This is a genomic window from Candidatus Shapirobacteria bacterium, assembly GCA_041659325.1.
Taxonomy (GTDB): Bacteria; Patescibacteriota; Microgenomatia; order UBA12405; family UBA12405; genus JBAZYN01.
Genome location: JBAZYN010000002.1, coordinates 314,373 through 335,373 on the forward strand (window position 1 = coordinate 314,373; position 21,001 = coordinate 335,373).

Genomic DNA, 21,001 nt, shown 5'->3' on the forward strand with positions numbered 1-21,001 from the left:
GCAAAGACGATGGTGTTTGTATAAGTGGGCGATTCATGAATCGCCCATACACAAATTTTTATTTTATTTATTAAAAAACCAGTTTTTAGGATTATTTTTAACGTAGTATCGGTAGGCGAGTAATTCTTTTTTGTTTCTGATTATGTGTTCGTAATAATTTCGTAGCCAGACTTTTTCTGTTTTTAACAAAGATTTTCCCATAATTTCTTTAGCAGTGTTCATTTTGAAATATCCAATAACTTGAGGAAGTAATTGGCGATGGTTGTGGGTGGGCGAATCGTAATTTGCCCTTACACAAATCGTCTTTCCGAAAAAATTACCTTTTATAAGAATAATTAAATGCATGTGATTTGGCATTAGTTGATAACAATCGATGTATATTTCGGGATAACGTGTTGGAAGATAATTAATCCATTTATCAATAATTGTTCCTACGGTGTTGGATATAAATATATTATCCTTGATGTCGCCAAAAATAAATTCATGTTTAAAAGTATCAATGGTAACAAAATAGTAGCCAGGTCGAGAGTAATTTCGGTGGTATAGACGGATTGTGTGTCGTTTATTTTCCATTAGTGTATGGGCGAATCATGATTCGCCCATAAAAATGGGTGACTATGTTTATTTTCCGGTCAATTTTTTGAAGCCTTCGAGAATTTCGATGGGGAGGGCGAAAACAATAGTGTTTGAGGGGTTGGCCATGGTGGCTTCGACGGTTTGGAGAGTACGAAGAGAGATGGCGCCTGATTCGGATAAACCTTTCATGGCCTTGTTTAGGTTTTCCGAGGCGGTTAGTTCACCATTGGCTCTGATGATGGTGGCGCGGCGTTCACGTTCGGCTTCGGCCTGTTTGGCCATAACCCGTTTCATATCGGCCGGGACTTCAATGTCCTGAATTTTTATAGCGGTAACGTCAACTCCCCAGTCAGTGGTTTCCTGATCAACTATAGTTTTTATTTCATCGCTTAATTTTTGACGTTCGGTTAAAAGAGCATCAAGCTCAACCCCGCCGATAACATCGCGGAGGGCAGTTTGGGCGTATTGGGTAATAGCGTAGGAAAAATCTTTGATTTTTAAAATAGCGTCTTCGGGTTTTATAACCTGAAAGTAAACAACGGCATTGATGCCGACGGGGACATTATCTTTGGTAATTACTTCCTGTTGGGGGATGTCGGCGGTGGTAATGCGGATGTCGACTTTTATAACCCGCTGAACAATGGGAAAGACTAATTTTAAACCCGGATTGAGGGTGTAGGAATAGGTGCCGAGAGTGAGGACAATGCCCCGCTCATATTGGTTTATTATGATGATTGATTTGGCCAGAAGATAAATGACGATGAGGATTGTAATTAATGTTGGTACCATAGTTATATTGTATGGCAGGTTGGCACGGGGGTCAATGGGGGTTTGGTCTTATTTCGTGGTTTTTGTGGTAGAATCAGGTATGGCTGATAAAAAAGAGGGGGGTTTGGTTCATCATGGGGTGGTGGATGTGGCTCAATTGGTAGTTGGAGCTGGTTTCGTTGTCATGTTTTGCAGAGGAGGGTTTGTTTTGGGGGCGGTTGGTGTGGCTGCCGATGTGTGGATGTGGAATAGACGGCATACCAAGGCGGAAATGCCGGCGACCAGGTAAAGGGTTTATTCGTTTTTCTTGAGCCATTTTTCTCTTTTGAGAAAAAGAAAGCCAAGCATTAAACCGGCGCCGATAACGGTTAAGAGAGATTCGATTTTATCAAGCCCGTGGGCCAGACCAATAAACGCTTCTCCCATCTCAAAGCCGATGAATCCCAGGATGGTGGCTCTGATGAGCAAGGCCACAAAAACCATGGGATAAAATTTGGAGGGAGGGATTTTGAAACCGCCGCAAAAGGCGGTAATTAACGAAACGGGGACAATCGGGATGGAGCAGGCGACAAGGATAAAGAGCTCGTCGGCGATTGTTTTTTGAAAATCGGCTTTGATTTTTTCGATTAACTTCCAGCTGACACCGATATATTTGCCAAATTTATCAATGAGGGGTTTGCCGCCATAGAAGGCAATAAAATAAACCAAACTGGTGCCAAGGGTAGCGCCAATAGTGTAGGGAAGAGTGACTTTGTTGAAGATTTGCCAGATGGCTTCAAAAATCGGTAGGTTTCTGTCGACGATTAAAGCGCCGCCGGCCATGGTGATAATGGGAGAAGGAATGGGGACGATGATTTGTTCGATAAAACCTCCGCCAAACATGGCCAGGAGGGCGTTGGTTTTGATGAGGTCAAGAATTGAGTTGAGGATGTGGGTCATGGGAAGATTGTAAACTGTAAACGGCAAACTGTAAACTGCAATTGAGACGGTATTCGGTTAAAATGGACAGATGACAGAATTTGATTTGAAATATCAACAGGCTTTGAGAGAAATAATGGAGAAGGGGATTGAAGAGATTAATGAGCGAACAGGGCACAAGACCAAGGCGTTGCCCGGGGTGACTTTTTCCATTACGGCAGGATTTCCGGTGTTGACCTTGAGACGAATTCCGGTAAGGATTTTTGTGGCAGAACAGATTTGGTTTTTGATGGGGAGCCGAAGACCGTCGGAGTTTTTAAATAATTTCACCAAAATTTGGGATGATTTTACTAATGTCGATGGAGCAGTAAGTACGGCTTATGGTTATCGGTGGCGGCATCATTTTGGCCGTGATCAGATTGCGGGCCTGGTGGAATTATTGGAAAAACAACCATCTTCGAGGCATGGAGTGGTGATAACTTGGGATCCGGCTGACGACGGGCTGATGTCGAGCTTGGGGGGGAGATATAAGAAAAATGTGCCTTGCCCATTTTGCTTTGTGGTAAATATTATCGGTGGCAAATTGAATATGCACAATATTGTTCGATCAAACGATATGATCTTGGGATGCCCACATGACGTGGGTGGATTTGCCCTGCTACAATGTATTTTGGCGGCCAGATTGGGAGTAGAAGTGGGAACTTACACTCATACTATTTCCAATGCCCATGTTTACGATATTCACTATGAAGTGGCCAAAGAGCTAATCGGCCGGAAAAATGATCATGAGGAGATAAAGTTGACTCCCAAAAAAGAGTGGTTAAAGCGGGCTGAAGACGCCCAGGTGGCTTTGGCGGAAGAAATTGTGGAGCAAATAAAAAGCCAATATAAGCCGATGAGTCCAATTAATGGTTTGCAGATAGTTTTGTGAAAATAATTTTGGTGAATGCGGTGAGTGTGGATGGAAAAATTGCCCAATCTGGGACAGATGAGCTTAAATGGACCGGAAGCGAGGATAAAAAATGGTTTGCCGATGTAAGCAAAAAAGCGGGAGTAATAATAATGGGAAGAAAAGCCTATGAGGTATTGGGGAAACCATTGAAAGATAGGCTGATAAAGGTGATGACGCGGCAACCGACGAAGTACAAAGATGTGGCAGGGCGGGTTGAATTTTCAGACAAAAGCCCGGGGGAGACGATAAGAGAGTTAAGCGATCGGAACTATGAGGAGGTGATAATCGGAGGGGGGGCGAAGATAAATACCATATTTCTGAAAGAGAAATTGATTGATGAGATTTGGCTGTCGGTGATACCGGTGGTTTTGGGAAAAGGCTTGGAGATTTTTGATAATAAGATAAAAGAAAAAGTTGAGTTAGAGCTTTTGGAATCAGAAAAGCTGGGAATCAATGGGGTGGTGGTGAAATACAAATTAATTTATCGTCTGTAGATTTGATATGAGTCGTCCCGAAGGTAGACGTGAAGGATATTATGCTTGATAATATGAGCCCAACAATTTTGACAACACCACCAGTGGCCGTCAAGGTAGAGGTCGGAGCCGGTGGGGTCGTGATGGGTTTTTAGGGCGTTTTGGATGGCCATCACTTCGGCGTGCCCCTCTTGGTGGCAAATTTCCCGACAAAGATGGTAACCCTGCCCGGTGGGGTAATGTTGTTGGACTCGCGGACAAACTTTGACTGAAATGCCGGCGTTACTGCCACGGCCGATTATCTGCTCGTCTTTAACCACAATAGCACCGGTGGGCTGTTTAACACAGGATTTTGAGTTTTTTTGAGCAGTGGCAGCAAGCATAAAGGGGTGGTTGGCGGGAACATATTCGATAAGTCTACCGGGGGGTAAATAAGGGTAGCTAATAGCCATAATAATTATGTTATCATGGTTGGAATGTCTGTATTAACCAAAGAGGAAATCGAAGTTTTGATGAAAGAGGAAAAATTGTCATTGGTACCGGCGGCGGATAGTTTTCAGCTGCAGGGACATTCGATAGATTTACGACTGGGGTTGACTTTTATGGTACCAAAATTGTGGAGTCTGGGGTCGGAAGGACGAGTGGCATTAAATATGGATCGACTGGGGACAGAGAAGAAAAGTTCGTTTGAAGTGATTGTTTTGGAAGAGGGGCAATATTTTGAGATTTTGCCGGAAGAGTATGTAGTAGTGTCAACATTGGAGAAAATAAAAATGCCCAAGACTATTATGGGGGTGTTGTATCCGCGGTCATCGGTGAATCGGAGGGGGTTGTCTCTGGATTTGACCGGAATTGTGGATGCGGGGTATGAGGGAAATTTGGTAATTCCGGTAAGGAATAACACCAGGACCCAAGTGATTAGAGTGTATCCGGGAGAAAGGTTTTGCCAGATAGTGTTTTATTCAATTAACAATGAAGTAGAAATTGCCCAAAGCCGGTATCATGGTAAGGACGTAACGGCGGGGGTATTGCCGGAGAGAAACCAGGAGGAAACGGAATTAATAAAAGCCGGGAAAATAAGAGAGTTAAAGGAAAAATATAAAATAGATTTGAAATGAGTGGTCAGAAAAAGAGGGCCAGAGGGAAGTTTATTGTAATTGAGGGGACAGACGGAAGTGGGAAGTCCGTCCAGAGTGGATTACTCAAGGATTTTTTGACAAAAAAGGGTTATAGAGTATCAGAGTTGGGTATTAAAAATATCCAAATTAGTTTATTGGAAGATTATCTTGAGAATAAGGGATATGATGTAAAAACTGATGACTATCCGCATTATGAAACCAGTATTTGGGGTAAATTGATAGGAAGAATGTTGACTGGTGAATTTGGTAACCCACTAAACATTAGCCCTTATTTGACCGTGTTGCCATATATGATTGACGAATATTGGGGAAGTCAACAAATTAAGAAATGGGTTAATAGTGGTAGGTTGGTAATTTCAAATCGGTATTTTACTTCAAACGTTCACCAAGTGGCTAAGTTAAAGGGAGAAGCTCAAAATAAATACAGGGATTGGCTTTGGAATACCGGTTGGAAAGATATGAAAATTCTAAAACCGGATCTGGTAATAGTGTTGTTGGTTGAACCGGAGGTGAGCATTGAGTTGGTGAAAAAAAAGGCCGAGAGAAATTATGTGGGTGGTAAGGGGGCGGACTTGGTTGAAAAAAGTATTGAACACCAGAGAGGAGCGTATGACGAATATTTAAGAATGGTTGCAGCTGACAAAACCTGGGTGCAGATAAATTGTTGTAAAAATGGGAAGTTATTAACTATTAGTAAAATAAACAAGTTGGTTTTGGAAGAAGTTAAAAAGGTGGGAATAATATAGGGAAATGTTAAAATTAAGTAATGGATAACCATAGTCAAAAGTCTAAAAGTCGAAAGTATAAAGTCGAACAAGATAGTATTTTTAGTTTGATTAAGAAAGAGGAGGAAAGGCAGAGGAATACTATTGCCCTGATTCCCAGTGAGAATTTTGCCAGCGAGGGGGTGAGGGAGGCTTTGGGAAGTGTATTGACTAATAAATATGCTGAGGGGTATCCCGGCAGACGGTATTATCAGGGAAATAGTATTGTTGATGAAATCGAGAATTTGGCGATTGAAAGAGGCAAGAAGTTATTGGGAGTGGAACATCTGAACGTCCAGCCGTATTCGGGCAGTCCGGCAAATTCGGCGGTGCAGATGGCACTACTGGAGCGAGGGGATAAAATTTGTGGCCTGAAATTATCAGCTGGAGGGCATTTAACTCACGGACATCCAAAAATTACCTTTTCGGGTAAATTTTTTGAAAGTGTGCAATATGATGTGGAGGCGGATGGACGGATTGACTATGACAAACTATCTTTAATAGTAGATCAAACCAGGCCAAAAATGATCATGGCGGGGACAACCGCTTATCCATTTATTTTGGACTGGGAAAGATTTGGGCAAATCGCCGATAGGGTGGGGGCATGGCTGGTGGCCGATATTTCTCATATTGTTGGGCTAGTGGTTGGCGGAGTCCACCCGAGCCCGGTGCCTTTTGTACATGTCCTGACTAGTACGACGCACAAAAGTTTGAGGGGGCCAAGAGGAGCGTTTATCGGAGTGACTAAAAAAGGGCTAGAAAAAGACGGGGAACTGGCAAAGAGAATTGACAAAGCGGTGTTTCCGGGATTGCAGGGCGGGCCGCACGAAAATCAGATTGCGGCAATGGCAGTGGCTTTCGGAGAGGCGGGCACTGTGGAATTTAGGGAATATGCTAGTCAGGTTGTAAAAAATGCAGGGGCATTGTCTCAAAGTCTAAAGTCTAAAAGTCTGAAAGTCTATGGAACAGAGAACCATTTGATGGTGGTGAAGATCGGGTTGGGGAAAGGAAAAGAGACAGCAGAAATGCTTGAAGAGGCGGGGATTATCTGCAATGCCAATACGGTGCCACATGATGAGGCCGGGCCAATGAAGCCGTCGGGAATTAGGCTGGGGACACCGGCGATGACGACAAGAGGATTTAAAGAGACGGATTTTGAGAAAGTATCTGAGTGGATTTTTCGGGTAATAGGGGGCGAAGACAGACAGAAAATAAAAGGGGAAATAGTTGAGTATTTGAAGAGGTTTTGATATTCAGAAATTTCTCTTAATTAACCTGAGGATGGGGATAAGAAATAATCCAAAACCAAGGAATTGGAGGAGTTGAGGCCAGAAGAAAACATAAATGGTAACTGGTAATCTGTAATCGGTAACCTGTAATTGCCAGCCGTTGGCCCAGTTGTTGATTAAAAGATGGGGAAGAAAAATAGGATAGGGCAAACACACCGGTTTGCCCGTACATTTAAAATAAAAGGCAAGCCAACCGGGGTGAAAGGATTGGGCAAGAAAAAGAGTGGAGTCAGAACGTGGTTTGTCCAAAGAAATTTTGTAAAAGGATTGATTCGGGTGGTGAACTTTGGGGATGGAAACAGTTGGTCGGCTGATGACGGAAGGATTGGACGTGGGGGTAATCAAATAATTCCAGGGAACAACAGATATTTGAGCGGATTCGACTTGGTTGACACTGGCAGTATCGGAGAGGGAGAGGCTTCGAAAGTTGATGCCGATTCCGTTATCAAACTCATAGATGGGAGGGAGGAAGAAGTAGTTGACGGATAAATTCGGATTGATTTTGCTATCGATATAGATTTTGTTGTCTTGGGATGAAAAGACGGTAATATTGAATGGCCGCCCCGAGATATTGGTGGTTTTTATTTTGAGAAGGTAAGCATTTTTGGTTTCGAGATTGCCACAGGAATAATATTCGGACGTTTCAGTGTTTACAGCGGTAACAACCGAAGTAAAGCCGGTGCAGTCGAGCCACTGAGGGGTAAATTGGACAGAGTAAGGGGGATTGTTTAAATAGACGGTGTTTTGATCTTCGGTAAACCGGAAAGGATAATTTTCCGGTCGGCCGGTGAAGAGGGAGCCAAAGGGAAATTGGGCTTGAAAGGGTTTTGAATAATCGGTTTTATATGGTCCAAAGGATTGGAAACCCGGATCAAAATTGGAAAAACGCTCCGGGTTTTGGATATTGGACAGGTTTTTGAAGATGCCGACATTTTGAGGAAGGAGCTGACTTTGATTAACTTTGTAAAGGTTGATATCGCCAAAGCTTTTTTTGAGAGAAATGAGTTTTGAATTTTCGATTAGTTCTTTGTTTTCCCGGAGAACACGACCGGTGTTGGCGGCATCAGGGAAGGAAATAGTGTCGTCAAAAATAATGTAGGAAATGTTGTATTTGAGGAGAATGTTGTCAAAAAGATTTGAATCTCTGGTAATGAGAGCATGATGCAGTTGCCAGTAATAATTTTCCGATTCACTGCTCCAGACGTCAAAAGCCCGGTCAAGGATCGGCTGATCGATACCGTACCAAAGGAAGCCAGAGCCGGTAAGGCCCCATTTGTAATTTTCCCAACCCCAATAATTGTATTGAGGGAGATTTATTATACGTTTGGATGGTTCGATGTCTTTGAAATATTGAAACAATTCCAGATAAGAGGGTGGGATTTTGGCTCTCATCCGGGGGTGAATAAAGTTGCCTTTAAATGACGGCCAGGAGACGGCGATCAGAAGGGGGAAAATAAGTAGGGTAGTGGTATGGCCAATTTGCCTAAACCGGTGAATTAAAAAATTAATTGCCAGTCCGAAAGACACGGAAAGCGAAAGGACAGCGGGGGTGATGAGCTTGGTAAAGGAGTTTCTAAAAATCTGGTTGAGAGCCGGGATTGATCTGAAAAAAAGATTAACTTGCTTGAAAATAGGGGTGTCAGATAAAAGCCCCACACAGGAAAAGAGGAGGATCCCTAGAAATATTTTTTTGTATTTATTTTTTGAGAAAAGACCAAGGAGTGAAGTAAAGGTAAGAATTATTGAAGCCAGTCTGATGATAAAAGAGGAAAAATGAGTATGCCAGACTTCGAGGAGAGGTTTGGGGACTCCGGAAAGGTAATCTTTTATATCGTAGTATTGGCCCTGGAGAAGCAAAAAGTCAGTTATATGGCCGCGGTGTTGGTTTTGTTCGATGAATTGATCAGTAACCTTTAGATTCATCATGGCATTTTGGGTAACAGAGATATTGGTAAGGGTGAAAAAAATGTTTGGCAGCAGCCAAAAGGAGTTTAGAAAAAATATGGTCAGGGCAATAGAACTGTAGATCTTTAGAGCCTTAAAACGATGGTGAGATGGAGTGGAGAGAAAATGAAATAGAAAGACTAGAGAGAGGCTGATGAAATAGACCAGGAAGATGGTCTGAACGTAGGACATGGGAATGGATAGAATGTTGACAGCGATAAAAATGAACCAATGGCGGCGAGAGGGATGATCCAGGACTATCAAAAGGGACAACAAGAGCCAGGGAAGCATGCCCCAAAAGGTAGTGTATGGCTCAAAGGGTAAATTGAGATATTGAACCGATCCGAAGTTGAGAAGGTAGAAAAGGGAACTCAAAAGGGACGGGAGGGATGATTTTTGGGGCTTGAGAATAAAGGCTGTTAGATAAAAGGTGCCGAAAGATCCGGCGATGATCATGCTGAAGTGAAAAAGATAACGGAGAAGATGGGTGGGAATTATGGGAGAAAGGATTAAAAGGATTAGTTGCCGGGGGAGATCAGCGGCATGAGCCATGCCGGCTAATAGTCCTAGACCCTGGTATTCCTGCCAGACGGAAAAAACGGAGCGTTTGATGTTGGCGGGGAGGTTGAGTTCGGGGTGAAGATTGTCCCAACCACTAAGCCAGGTATCGGGCGAAAAATTGGCCGCTAAAAGAGGAAACAGAATCAGGCACAAGAGGAGCTGAGCCCAATATTTTTTAACCAGGGACATTAATCAATTATAAGGGTTTTAAGATACATTTTGCCAATTTGAGACCAGGCGCGTGACTGGGAAATTTTTTGGCTCAAGAGAGAAAGGTGGTCGAGCTTGACCGGGGAATTTTTGAGAGCTAAAAGACGGTGGAAAAAGTTTTTGGAATTTAGCGAAAAGGTAACCTGATTTGTTTTGAGATGGAACAGTTTGAAGCTATCGGCAATATCTTTGGTTTTTAAAATCGGGGCGATGGGGGCGGAAACCATGAACGGTTTGTGGTAGGTAAAGGCCAGAGAGAGGGGGCCTGAAGAGGACATACCAACCCGGTAGGGTAAAATAATAAGATCTGATTCGGAATAGTATTTAATAATATCGTTTTCGTTGACAAAGCCGGTTTGGACAATACTCGTCGGGTGTTTATCGGCAGAGACGGTGATCTTTTTTAGGTATTCCTGGTAGTATTCTTTGTCGAGGTGGTTTGGATTGGGGCCACCGGCGATGACCAGCCGGAGGCGGGATTTGGGATGTTTGTCAAGATAGTCAGAGAAGGTCTTGGCTATCCAGTCGGTGCCTTTGTACCAGGCTAAAAATCCGAAGGTGGTAATGGTAAATGAGGATGATTTTTCCGGTTTGAGATAGAGTTTTTTGGGCTCAACCCCGTGGGGGATAATAACAATTTTGGAGTTATCAGGGTCAAGGCGGTCTTTGAGAAATTGTTCAAAAACGATAATCCGGTCCGCAATTTTTATGACCAGTTTATAGAAAACGGCGGCGAAGAAAGAAAGAATGGGGTTGAGAGGACTGTCTTTTTTTTGGCCGATATGCCCGCTTATTTCACTAAAATTGAGGACAACCTGATGGAGAACTACGGTGGTGATTTTGCCGCTGACTTTGAGAATCAGAAGAAATAAGGGAAAAAAGACGTTTAGAAGAGGACTTCCTAACATGGCCATTTCAAACTCGATTAGGGTATTGGTGGTAGGAATTTGGGATATTTTTTTGAGGATTTGAAAAAAAGCCAGAAAAGAATTTCTTTGCCAGCAGCGGACAACATGAATATTGTTTTCACGGTACTCGAGAGGTTGGTTGGGAAGAATTTCGGCCAGAATGGTGATTTGGATGTTTGGTTTTTGGCGCGAAATGGCCAAGAGAGTATTTTTGGCATAGGAGGCAACCCCAACAGTTCCCTTACCGTGAACCTGTCCCTGGGGGGGATAACTAGTAACGACTACTAAATCCGGATTAGCCATATATAAGTATAGTATTAATTAATTTTGTAAATTTGAACATCGGTATCTTCATATACAAATTCAATGGGCGCAGCCGGGGAGGGAGAGGATTTAACGCCGGTGAAGGTATACCAGACGGTCAGATAAGCGGTTTGGTTGAGCAAGGTGTCTGATCGGATATAAAAGGATTCGCCGGCGGAAAGGGATTGGTGATGGAGAAAGTCGGAAGTGGTTTTGATACCACCGGGATCATTTTCCCAGGTAGGGTAAAAAGAAGAGAGGCCGGAGTCCAAAAGATAGGTATCATTTAGGATGTTGGGGTAAATTAACAGGCCGTGGATGGTTAGAACTCCCGGATCTTGGGCAAAAAATCTTAGGGACATTTTTGGATAAGAGTTAAACTCAAAATTCTTTACCTGAAGATTTTGATTTTGGGTGGAAATAATTTCGGTTTTGGGGTAGAGAGTGTACCACCATTGCCGGACCCCGGTGCATTCGTCGAAGAGGAATTTGCTGTTTTTGTGAAGCATTATTGTTCTGATGCCATTGCTTTTGAGTAGGTCTAGGGTGACTTGAGAGTCGGACGGGGTGATTTGGTAGTCTTCCGGAAGAGGTTTTTCGGATTGGCAGATAAAGCGCCGGAGAAAGTCTTGGCTGAGAAAGGTGTTGGCCGAGGGGTTGTCGGCCATATAGTGAAAATAACCGTCGACGATTTTTTTGTTGGTAACAGCCGGGATATGGCTGTAATAGGCGGTATATTTTGAGGTAGGAAGATTGAGAATGGCGAAGCCGGGAAGCCGGTTAATTTGTTCCCGAGCTGCCAGGGACAGGATCGGGGTGGAGATGGGCGAAAGGGTGGAGCGCTCGATGATCAAGAGAAATAAAATGAAAAGGGATAACGGTTTGGAGAAGGAGGGGGTGAGAGCAAGGAGGGTGGCGGCCAAAAACGAAAAAATAATTATTTGCCGCCCGCCTTCGGGAAAAAAGGGTAAAGCGAAAAAGCCAAGAGCGCTAAGGGCGAAATACAAAAAATAAAAAAGGATGACTAGGCGGAAGCGAATAAAGGGTTTTTTGAGGATGGAAATCAGTAATAGTATCCAGCCGATTAATCCCAGACTGATGACTTTTTCAATAGAAGGGGGAGAGGAATTGAACTTTGACCAAATTGAATTTTGGTAGCTGTTGATGAGAATTATATCGGTGATACCGGGTTGGGCGTATTGTCGGTATTGGGTGATTTTTGCGGGGTCGTGAACTAGTTGACCGGTTAGGATGGCTCGAATATAACCCTGATAGAAAAAAGTGAAAATCAGGGAAAAGATAAGAGTAGAGAAGAAAAAACGAAGAATGTTTTTTGAGATAACAGTAATTGATTGTTTAAAAATAACAAAAGATTGTTGGGGAAAGATTAAAAAGATTAAAGGGATGATAACAATTGAACTGTAAAGGAGAATCAGAAGGTATTGAAGGGAGCCGAAAGCAATGATTAAAACCGAAAGCATGGGGTAAAGAAAGTCGGTTAGACGAAAAGATTTGGGGTGATTTATCTTTTTGATAAAGGAAAGTATCGATTGAGCAAGAAGGGGAAAACCGGCGACAAAGGCCAGGTTGGCGTGGGAGCCCAGGCGGGCCAGAACATACGGGGAGCCGCCAAAAATGAGAGAGGAGATGAAGGCAGATGGTAAGTTCGGAGAAAGTTTGACAAAAAATAAAAATGAACACCAGAGGTTTAAGGTGAGAATTATGATGAGAGTGAGATTGTAGGCCAGGGGTTGGGGGATAAAGAAGCTGATAAGGGCACCGGTAAAGGTAGAGAAAGCACCGTCGTAGCCGTAACTCAGGTCAAAGCCGGAAGGGTAGCGAAGGGTGTCGGTGCGGGAAAGGGGATATTTGGAGGCCAAAAGGTTTTCTTTGACCAAATTTTGGAAGGTCAGGTATTCGTAGCTGTCGTAGCCGTCGCCGATAACCCGGGTGGTGGGGGAGAGCTGGAAGAATTTAGTTAAAAGAAGCGAGACAACAACACAGACCAGGAGACTTGTAATTTTTTGCTTTAAGTTGATAGACACCTTTAAAATAGTTTACACGAATTTGTAACAACTCCGATAAAGAGCGGAAGATGTCTTTTAAGAGATGAACTTTGGTATTTGGTTCGTCGGCCCAGATGACAGACTTTTCAGCAATGGAAAAATTAAGACGGGAAGCCAAAAAGATAATTTCACTATCAAAGCCCCAACGGGGGATGGTCATAAGGCGGCCAATGGTTTGATAGGCCGGTTTACTAAAAGCTTTAAAACCACAGGTAAAATCAGTTACATTGGTATTTAGAATTATTCGGGATAAAAGAGTGAAACATTTACCTAAGTTTTCACGGAGCCATGGCTGATGTTTGATAACAGTGGAATGACCGTTTTTGCGGGTGCCAAGGATAACGGAAGTGTTGGCACTGATAAAAGGAATAAATTTTTTGATTTCGGAAAGGGGGGTGGACATGTCGGCATCAAAGAAGAGGGCATAGTCGGAGGTGGCGGCCAAAAAACCCTGTTTGATGGCAAAACCTTTGCCCATGTTTTTTGGATAGGAAACAATTTTTTTGGGAAACTTGATTTTGGCGGATTTGAGTAGGGCTAAAGTCTTATCGGTGGAACCATCGTTGATAAAGATAACTTTGGTTACTTTGAGATCTTTTGGAGCGGCGAAAGAATTTAGGGCTGAAACAGTGGAACTCAGACGCATTGATTCGTTGTAGACGGGAATGATAAAGTCGATAGTTTTGGTCATGGGGGTAGGGTAGAGGAGCGTTTCGTTCCGATTTTAGTCGGAACTCATCAGGTCCATCAATAGGACGACGCTAACCTAATTTCTTCTTCTCTCTCTTTCTCTTTTTTTTCTTTCTTTTTTCTTTTTTTCTTTCCTGCCGGGCCCGGAGGAGATTGACATATGTCAGCATCTCCTCCGGGAGTGGGTGGCCTTTTAGGCTACTTCCACCAGATGGTGGCTTCGCCGAAGGTCAGGCCCGAGCTGTAGGGTTTCTCGCCCTTGTCAACGGTCGGTTGCTCACCGGCGATCGAGGTCCAGGCGGCTTCGCCGTCCCACAAGTTCACGTTACCCGCGGTAAAGACACCAAGGGGGAACTTGAACTTTTCGCTTTCGTCGCGCGCCGCGAGCACTTTCCAGGCGGGCTGGACGGTGGCGTTGTCGGCCGGGTTCGTCTGGAGACGCTGGACGCGGTTCACGGGAATGCCGAGCTTGTCGGCGATGTCGCCAGCCGTATTCCCTTGCGGGTCCTTGCCATCCCAGATGGGATTGGCTTGGGCCGGAGCGGCGGTCGGAGCGACGGGCACAGCGGTCGGAGCGGCGGCGGGCACGGTCGTGGGCTCGGCGAGGGCCGGAGCGGCGGTAGGTGCGACGGGCACGGGTGTCGCGGGTACGACGGGGGCCGTGTAGCACGGGTAAGTCGCGCCGTCAACCGTCACAGAGTCCGGAGCCGGGTTACGATCGCACGAGATGGCGACCTTTTGCGCCAGTGTCAAAGCCGGGGCCGGGGGGGTCCTGAACCAAATGGCCCACACCGCTACACCAATGAGAACGACGATCAACGCATAGACCCAGAACGGCAGACGGTTTCGATACACCAAGGGACTTGCGGTCATTTTTTGCCTCCTTAAGGCAGAACAATATAGCCCGACCCACTTTGTGAGTTGGCTCTGAACATTACTTTTGGATTGGGATTCTCCCAATAAGATGTATTCACTACACTAGTGATACCGTGCTGGATACAAATCAATTACGAATTACGAATTATTAATTACGAATTACAAAAGCCACGAAGGTTGATTTTGATTTGATATCCAAAACGGTATCACCAGAGTGATGCCCAAGGAGAACAAAAAAGATTTTGAGAGATATGAAGAAATTAGGTTTTTAAAGAACAAATTGGCGAAATCTTGATCTACGCTTTGTAGATGTTGATAACTGCCAAAGGAGAATTGGGGGGTACAAAGTCGGGTTGCCCCGTCATACTCCCCATCTCTCCTTTAACAATTATTGTCTATTTTTAAATGTGCTTCAAATAAACTGCGTCTACGGCCTATATTATAACCTATAACTAATTTTATGTCAAGTTATAGGTTAGTAGGTTATTTCCAGGTTGAGGCATAACCTTTGTCGGCCATACAGACAGCGTAGATTTGTTTTTGTGGAGCGATGCTTTTGATATTTTTTTCGATGTCATTGAATTCATAGGTTCCTGAGCTTTTCAGACATTCGGAGACGGCATCATTTTTTAGCTGTTGTGCCTTGAGGGTGACAAAGGAAGTAAAGAACAGATATAAACCGGCAAAGACAAGAACGGTTTTTAATATAGAAGATAATATTGTTTCTAATTTCATGACCTATATTGTAATACGAGAATCCTATAATATCAAGGGGGGAAGTAAAAGATACATTTTTGTAATCAGTAATTGGTAATCAGTAACCTGTAATTTGTAAAAAGGTTATAGGGATATAAAAACTCCCCGCATGAAGCGGGGAGTTTCGGATTAAGAATATATGTGGCTTAGTAACCTCGGGCGAATCTACGACCAAATAGGGCAATCCCAATCAGGGATACACCGATTGTGGTACCCAAGACTAATTGGTTTGTACCGGTGGCAGGTAAACCGCCGTTGTCGGAGGATTTTTGAATTTCTTTGGTGCCGTTGTTGGTAAAGAAGTAGGTCCAATCTTTGCCTTCGGTACCGATTTCGGTTTTGGCATAGGCAGAGATTTCGCTTTTGGTAACGGCTTGGTTGACAAAAGGCTTGTCTTTGACGGTGACCGTAACGTACTTGACAACCTCGCTGCCGGGATTAATTTCCGGAATGGTATAGGTGAGGGGATCGGAGGTGGTCAAAACCGAGGGAAGGGTTTGGGTTACTTTTGTTTGGGTTTGAGTACGGTTGCCCAAATTTTTGACCGTAATCTGAACCTGGAATTTATCACCCGGACCAAAAAGGACTTTGTCCTGTTCAAGGTTGTTTACCCAGATAGAATCGGCAAAACCTTTGGCTTTTAGGTCGACTTCGATTTTGCGGTATTCTTCGTCGGCAAGAACTGGAGAAATGGAATTAAGAGAAAATAACAGAGCAAGAACAAAGGCGGCAATATTTTTCCTCATATGTTTATTAAAATGATTAATAAATTATAATATGGGTTATTATATATCCAAAAAATGTGGTGTCAAATGATAAATCAATTACGAATTAAATCAAAATCCACCCCTAACCCCTCCTTTGAGTAAAGGAGGGGGCACTAGTTTTAAAGTCTCCCTTGTCAAAGGGAGAGGCGGCGAAGCCGAGAGGGATTTTGATTGGGACAAGATTGCCGCGTTACTTTAGAGGGATTTGAGGAAGGCGGAAAGGTCGTCTTTGTAGTCGGGGTGTTTTAGAGCCAGGACAATGTTGGCTTTGAGCCAGCGGAGAGGGTCGCCAGTGGTCATCCAGGTACCATTTTTGATCTCCTGGGCCATTACGACATCGGTTTGGGCAAGGGTATTGTTGGCATCGGTGAACCAAAGCTCATTTTCCCTAGACAGGCCTTGTTTGTCCAGAACCGGGAATATTTTGGCTCCGGAAACGACAAAGCGGCCGCCTTGGGCAAAGGTGCTGGGGGCCTGATCACCGGGAAGTTTTTCTAAAGCGGCGGAGACCCGCTGAGGGTACATAGGATCGTCGATAAATTTTATAGAGCCATAACGACCGATTTCTGCCCGGGAGACATATTGTCCGCCCAAAAGTGAGGCCGGTTGATATTTTTCAAAAATTTCGATGAGCTCTTTTAAATATTGGCCGGGAGTGGACTCGACGGTTAGATCATCACCGTACATATAGACGAAGGGGTCGGAGCCGATGAAATGGCGGCAAGCCAGAATGGGAGAGCCGGTGCCATAGGGTAGACTCGGGTCTTGAAAAATAAAGCTAAGTTTGGCGGAGTTTCGGATTTGTTTTAAGCTATCTAGGTAATCGAGCTTGTTGGTGCCGGTGAGATAAAGGTCTAGCTCGGGGTCGGGAGAGAAATATTTTTCAATTGCTGTTTCGCCCTGGCGCTGAACAACCATGATGTTGGTGATACCGGCGCCGATGGCTTCTTCGACCAGAAGCTGGATGTTGGGCTTGGAAAGGAGGGGAATAAGCTCTTTGGGATAGGCCTTAACTACCGGTAAAAAACGAGTGCCCCGGCCGGCGGCGGCGATGATGGCTTTGGTGACTTTGGTCATAGTGGGGGTAAAGTTTTAAAGTGATTTTTTCATAAATTCTATTAGGCTATCTTTGAATTCCGGGTGCTTTAGGGCCATGGTGATATTGGCCTTGAGCCAACGAAGAGGATCACCGGTGGTCATCCAAACACCGTGCGGCAGCTCCTGGGTTAAAACAACATCATTTTTGGCCAGATAATTGTTGGCATCGGCTAACCAGAGCTCTCCCTTGGAGGTTTTGGTGTTTTGCAAAGTTTCAATGTATTTTGCCGACAGAACAAAACGTCCACCGACACCAAAAAGTGACGGGGCTTCTGAAGCCGGGAGTTTTTCGAAAATGGCAGAGGCACGATGGGGATATTTGGGGTCGGGAGTATATTTTACGCTCCCGTAGCGGACAATTTCGGGGGCGGGAACTTCTTCGACGGCAGCGACCGCAGCAGGCTGGTATTGTTCGTAGGTGGCAATCATTTGAGAAAGAAAAGTGCCGGGAGTGTCTTCGATGTGAAGGTCGTCGGCGAATAAATAGACAAAAGGATCGGTGCCAATAAAATCTTTGGCAACCAGAATCGGGACACCGTTGCCGTAGGGAAAATCTTTGGTTTGAGGTAGGAACTGGATTGAATTGAACTTGGAAACAAGCTCATGCCATGAAGCCATAGCGGCAACTTTTCCGGTTTCCTGAAGATATGCTTCAAGCTCCAGATCGGGAGTGAAATATTTTTTGAGGCTGTCTTCGCCCTCACGGTGGACAATACAAATATCGGTAATGCCGGCGCCGGCTAGTTCTTCGAGAATATAGTGGATCTGGGGTTTGTCCAAAATAGGGACCATTTGTTTGGCAAAGGTTTTGACGGCGGGAAGGAAACGGGTAGACCAACCTCCGCAGGCGAGAACGGCTTTGGTGATTTTTGACATGTTTTTTTGGAATAAATTAATATGGGAGCAGAAACAAAGGGATGCTTTTTGTGGACTACCTGAGCATACCATAAAAATTTTTGATAAAACTACAAGAGTATTGTGGGTAGAAATGCTATATTTAATAAGTGGCGTTTAAAAATGCTTTTGTCTTGTTATTGGGTTTTATTGTAGTATCGGTATTGGTTGATTGGTACATCATAAATTTCCCGGCCGACAGGGTAGATAAATTTTTTTCGGAGCTGCCGGGGCTGATTGAGGATGGTTTTTTGAATACAGTGGCCGATGATACGGTAATCGAGATGAAGGCGGGCAAACTTAGGATTAATAGGGAAAATCCGTATTGCCTGATTATTAATAATAAAACCAGAGACGGGATTGTTTTTGATTCGGAAGCATTGAGGGAAGTGATTGCTTCGGGAGGTGGCGGGAAATATGATGAATTGTGTCACCCGGTGGTATTTGCCGGGAAAAACTATATATCGTATCTTGGCCAGGACGGGGAATATGTTTTGGAACAGCCCTCCGAGATGCTAAATTTTAGTTTGTCAAAGAATAAGCTTGGGAGCATGATTTCTACCTATTTGCCCCAGATAATTGCCGGAGGGAAGACGGTTTACTTGGTACTTCCGTGGGTGATGATTCCCGGATATGTGATATTTTTGATGTTAAAGGTTTATTGGTATGTTTTTGTGGTTAGAATGGCACTTAAGGTTTACAAGGTGAGAGGAAATTTTAATTCAAAGGAGCTTTATCCGATGGTGATGTTTGTGGCGGCGGTGTGGTATTGGGTGAAGTGGTTAATAATTCAGGTGGTGATGAATTATGTGGGGGGGCAGAGAATCAACACAAATATTTTGTTTTTTAATACGATTTTGATTACGGTGGGATCGATATTTTTTGTGCAAAATTTTAGCTTGGGGAGAGGAGAGACTATAATTTCTATGCCCGATAAGGAAAAGCGGAAGACCGGGGAATCCGGGGGCGAAGTCAGAGTAGAAAGAAAATTAAGGCAGGCAGTTAAGGAGATACCTTTGGAGTAGAATGGGAATATGCCAAAGAAATTAGGAGTAGTGTTGGCCGTAATGGTTGTTTTTGTAATGGGCGGTGTTTTGGGGTATTTTTATAACCAGAGGATAGTCTCAAAGTCTGAAAGTCTTGGAGTCTCAAAGCCTGAAAGTGATAAATATGTTTTGTTTGTGGACGAAGTGTTTGCGGTGATAAAGGAAAACTATTGGAACGTACTGACTGAGGAGCAACTGGCGAAAGTGTTTGCCCTGGCCACCGAAAAAATTACCAGTCAGCCGGTGGGAGGAAAGATCGAGAGCCGGGCGGCGGTGACGAAAGTGACCCAAGAGGTGTTGAAGAACTACGATACCGAAGACAAAAAGAAACAGTTTTGCGGAACCTTGGCGGATATGGTGTTGTCGAACCTGGAACCATTTGGAAGGAGCCGACTATATACAATCAAGGAGGAGAAGGCGCTGAGCGACAATGTAAACAACAAAAATCCGGCAGTTGATAGATACGAGGAATTAGGGGTAGGTAAGGAGGCAAGCGAGGCGGCGATAGCGGAGGCGTTTAAAAAGAAACCGGAGGCCCAAAAGGCCTATGAGGTTTTGTCTGATCCGGAGGCAAAAAAAGTATACGATGTATCGGGGGCGGAGCCGACAATTGAATATAAGCTGTTGAGCCCCAAGGTGTTTTATATGCACATTACCAAGTTTTCGCCGTTAACTTTTGATGAATTAAAACGAGTGACGGAGAAGGCTGACAAAACAGAGGCTAATTCATTAATTGTTGATTTACGGGACAATGTGGGTGGGGCGATTGACGGACTGCCGAATTTTTTGGGCCCGTTTATCGGAAATGATCAGTATGCCTATCAATTTTTCCATCAGGGGGTCAAGGATGATTACAAAACAAAAACGGGTTGGCTACCAGGCTTGGTCAGGTTTAAAAAAGTAGTGGTTTTAATAAATAAGGGAACCCAGTCGACGGCGGAGTTGATGGCGGCAACGCTAAAAAAATATAATGTGGGAGTGCTAATGGGTGAGAGCAGTAAAGGGTGGGGAACAGTGGAAAGGGTGATTCCCCTAACGCAGCAAATCTCTGATGAGGAGAAATTTTCGGTGTTTTTGGTGCATAGTTTGACTTTGAGGGATGATGGCCAGCCGATTGAGGGCAGGGGGGTGGAGCCGGTGATCAGTATGGCCGACACAATGTGGAAGGAGAAATTGATGCAGTATTTTAATTTTGGTGAACTGACAGATGCGGTGGAAGAAGTTTGGGGTAAGTAGAGTTATCTTCGGCCGCGGTTGTTGGACATAAAGGAAGCACTGCGGACGTTTTTGTTGAAGTTGCTGAAATTTGGTTTGAAAACATTAGGTGCTTTGGGCGGTGGAGGAAGAGCCGTTTTGACTGGGACAGCGGGAAGGGGATTTTTTATATCTTCTTTTGTGGGTTTCATAAGCTTATTTTATAACAGTTTTTGGGTGGAAAAGTAAAGCACGTCGCTGATATCGGGGGTGTTGGCAAAAAGCATGGACAATCGGTCTACCCCAAGGCCGATACCGGCGCAGGAGGGGAGTTTTGAAACAGCGGTGACAAACCGGTCATCGTAGGGGTGATTTGGAAGATGGTGGGTGTTTCTGAACCTGGATTCGGCAATAAAATTCTTTTTCATAATTTTGCCATCGGTCAGTTCGGTATAGGCATTGCCGATTTCCATACCACCGATATAAAATTCAAAGCGTTGGGAGAAATCGGGAGTATCGGGACAGGGCAAACACAGGGGCGACAGTTGGGTGGGGTAGTCAAAAATAAAGACCGGCTTGTCGGTGGGGAGATGGGGCTCGATTTCGTTGATAAAGATTTGGGTGTAGAGCGGCTCCCAGGTGGTGATACCGGTAGTGTTGTAGCCTTTTTCTTTGGCGGCCTTAATAATATTTTTTGGGGTAAGATTTTTTGAAAGATCGATGTTGGCATATTTTAAAAAAAGTTGCTGAAGAGTGAAACGGTGCCAGGGGGGAGTAAGGTCTATCGGGGTATTTTGGTAATTGAGTAT

At 44.2% G+C, this 21,001-nt stretch carries 23 protein-coding genes; 8 read left to right on the top strand and 15 right to left on the bottom strand.

The annotated features are described in order from the left end of the window. Positions 1-63 precede the first annotated feature (63 nt). Complete coding sequence (locus tag WC841_04690) at positions 64-573, bottom strand: transposase (GenBank protein ID MFA5828622.1); 510 nt, start codon at positions 571-573, stop codon at positions 64-66. A 48-nt stretch (positions 574-621) separates the two neighbouring features. Next, positions 622-1,365, bottom strand: coding sequence for an SPFH domain-containing protein (locus tag WC841_04695; protein ID MFA5828623.1), 744 nt, complete (start codon positions 1,363-1,365; stop codon positions 622-624). A gap of 79 nt (positions 1,366-1,444) precedes the next feature. Between WC841_04695 and WC841_04700 the strand changes: the two genes are divergently transcribed. Then, positions 1,445-1,633 carry a hypothetical protein gene (locus WC841_04700; protein ID MFA5828624.1) on the top strand — a complete coding sequence of 63 codons (189 nt, stop codon included), beginning with the start codon at positions 1,445-1,447 and terminating at the stop codon, positions 1,631-1,633. Between the two features lie 5 nt (positions 1,634-1,638). Here WC841_04700 and WC841_04705 read toward each other — a convergent pair whose 3' ends face one another. After that, the gene (locus tag WC841_04705) at positions 1,639-2,283 is read right to left on the bottom strand and encodes a VTT domain-containing protein (protein MFA5828625.1); all 645 of its coding nucleotides are present in this window, start codon (positions 2,281-2,283) and stop codon (positions 1,639-1,641) included. A gap of 70 nt (positions 2,284-2,353) precedes the next feature. Between WC841_04705 and WC841_04710 the strand changes: the two genes are divergently transcribed. Both WC841_04710 and WC841_04715 read left to right on the top strand, forming a co-directional pair. Next, positions 2,354-3,193 carry a thymidylate synthase gene (locus WC841_04710; protein ID MFA5828626.1) on the top strand — a complete coding sequence of 280 codons (840 nt, stop codon included), beginning with the start codon at positions 2,354-2,356 and terminating at the stop codon, positions 3,191-3,193. Beyond that, positions 3,190-3,708 (top strand): dihydrofolate reductase family protein, encoded by a 519-nt coding sequence (locus WC841_04715; protein ID MFA5828627.1) that lies wholly within the window; start codon positions 3,190-3,192, stop codon positions 3,706-3,708. The genes WC841_04710 and WC841_04715 overlap by 4 nt, the downstream gene beginning before the upstream one ends. On the opposite strand, the gene WC841_04720 is transcribed toward WC841_04715, so the two are convergent. After that, positions 3,696-4,139, bottom strand: a complete 444-nt coding sequence (locus tag WC841_04720) for a deaminase (GenBank protein MFA5828628.1) — start codon at positions 4,137-4,139, stop codon at positions 3,696-3,698. The two genes, WC841_04715 and WC841_04720, sit on opposite strands and share 13 nt — an antisense overlap. A gap of 24 nt (positions 4,140-4,163) precedes the next feature. Between WC841_04720 and dcd the strand changes: the two genes are divergently transcribed. The 3 genes from dcd to glyA are packed head-to-tail and all read left to right on the top strand — an operon-like array spanning position 4,164 to position 6,840. Further along, positions 4,164-4,805, top strand: a complete 642-nt coding sequence (gene dcd, locus WC841_04725; GenBank protein ID MFA5828629.1) for a dCTP deaminase — start codon at positions 4,164-4,166, stop codon at positions 4,803-4,805. Next, on the top strand, positions 4,802-5,572 hold the full coding sequence (locus WC841_04730; protein ID MFA5828630.1) for a hypothetical protein: 771 nt from the start codon (positions 4,802-4,804) through the stop codon (positions 5,570-5,572). Before dcd ends, WC841_04730 begins: the two co-directional genes overlap by 4 nt. 20 nt (positions 5,573-5,592) lie before the next feature. Next, positions 5,593-6,840: a serine hydroxymethyltransferase gene (gene glyA, locus WC841_04735; GenBank protein MFA5828631.1), complete on the top strand. Its 1,248-nt coding sequence runs from the start codon at positions 5,593-5,595 to the stop codon at positions 6,838-6,840. Positions 6,841-6,843: 3 nt separating this feature from the next. Here the strand turns inward: glyA and WC841_04740 are convergent, their stop codons facing one another. From WC841_04740 to WC841_04780, 9 genes are all read right to left on the bottom strand, one after another. Further along, positions 6,844-9,573, bottom strand: a complete 2,730-nt coding sequence (locus WC841_04740) for a hypothetical protein (GenBank protein ID MFA5828632.1) — start codon at positions 9,571-9,573, stop codon at positions 6,844-6,846. Beyond that, complete coding sequence (locus WC841_04745) at positions 9,573-10,805, bottom strand: glycosyltransferase (GenBank protein MFA5828633.1); 1,233 nt, start codon at positions 10,803-10,805, stop codon at positions 9,573-9,575. Before WC841_04745 ends, WC841_04740 begins: the two co-directional genes overlap by 1 nt. A gap of 14 nt (positions 10,806-10,819) precedes the next feature. Continuing rightward, positions 10,820-12,850, bottom strand: a complete 2,031-nt coding sequence (locus tag WC841_04750; protein MFA5828634.1) for a hypothetical protein — start codon at positions 12,848-12,850, stop codon at positions 10,820-10,822. Next, a complete protein-coding gene (locus WC841_04755) occupies positions 12,780-13,562 on the bottom strand; it encodes a glycosyltransferase (GenBank protein MFA5828635.1) in 783 nt (260 codons plus the stop codon). Before WC841_04755 ends, WC841_04750 begins: the two co-directional genes overlap by 71 nt. A gap of 197 nt (positions 13,563-13,759) precedes the next feature. Then, complete coding sequence (locus WC841_04760) at positions 13,760-14,434, bottom strand: hypothetical protein (GenBank protein MFA5828636.1); 675 nt, start codon at positions 14,432-14,434, stop codon at positions 13,760-13,762. Positions 14,435-14,920: 486 nt separating this feature from the next. Beyond that, positions 14,921-15,172 carry a hypothetical protein gene (locus WC841_04765; GenBank protein MFA5828637.1) on the bottom strand — a complete coding sequence of 84 codons (252 nt, stop codon included), beginning with the start codon at positions 15,170-15,172 and terminating at the stop codon, positions 14,921-14,923. 167 nt (positions 15,173-15,339) lie between these two features. Beyond that, complete coding sequence (locus tag WC841_04770; GenBank protein ID MFA5828638.1) at positions 15,340-15,939, bottom strand: LPXTG cell wall anchor domain-containing protein; 600 nt, start codon at positions 15,937-15,939, stop codon at positions 15,340-15,342. 216 nt (positions 15,940-16,155) lie between these two features. Then, on the bottom strand, positions 16,156-17,037 hold the full coding sequence (locus WC841_04775; protein MFA5828639.1) for a sugar phosphate nucleotidyltransferase: 882 nt from the start codon (positions 17,035-17,037) through the stop codon (positions 16,156-16,158). A gap of 15 nt (positions 17,038-17,052) precedes the next feature. Then, the gene (locus tag WC841_04780; protein ID MFA5828640.1) at positions 17,053-17,934 is read right to left on the bottom strand and encodes a sugar phosphate nucleotidyltransferase; all 882 of its coding nucleotides are present in this window, start codon (positions 17,932-17,934) and stop codon (positions 17,053-17,055) included. 128 nt (positions 17,935-18,062) lie between these two features. On the opposite strand from WC841_04780, the gene WC841_04785 reads away from it, so the two are divergent. Then, a complete protein-coding gene (locus WC841_04785; GenBank protein ID MFA5828641.1) occupies positions 18,063-18,977 on the top strand; it encodes a hypothetical protein in 915 nt (304 codons plus the stop codon). Positions 18,978-18,986: 9 nt separating this feature from the next. Next, the gene (locus WC841_04790; GenBank protein ID MFA5828642.1) at positions 18,987-20,234 is read left to right on the top strand and encodes a S41 family peptidase; all 1,248 of its coding nucleotides are present in this window, start codon (positions 18,987-18,989) and stop codon (positions 20,232-20,234) included. Between the two features lie 2 nt (positions 20,235-20,236). Here WC841_04790 and WC841_04795 read toward each other — a convergent pair whose 3' ends face one another. Both WC841_04795 and WC841_04800 read right to left on the bottom strand, forming a co-directional pair. Beyond that, the gene (locus WC841_04795) at positions 20,237-20,404 is read right to left on the bottom strand and encodes a hypothetical protein (protein ID MFA5828643.1); all 168 of its coding nucleotides are present in this window, start codon (positions 20,402-20,404) and stop codon (positions 20,237-20,239) included. Between the two features lie 9 nt (positions 20,405-20,413). Continuing rightward, positions 20,414-21,001 (bottom strand): amino acid--tRNA ligase-related protein (locus WC841_04800; protein ID MFA5828644.1); only part of this gene is annotated, 588 nt, incomplete at its 5' end.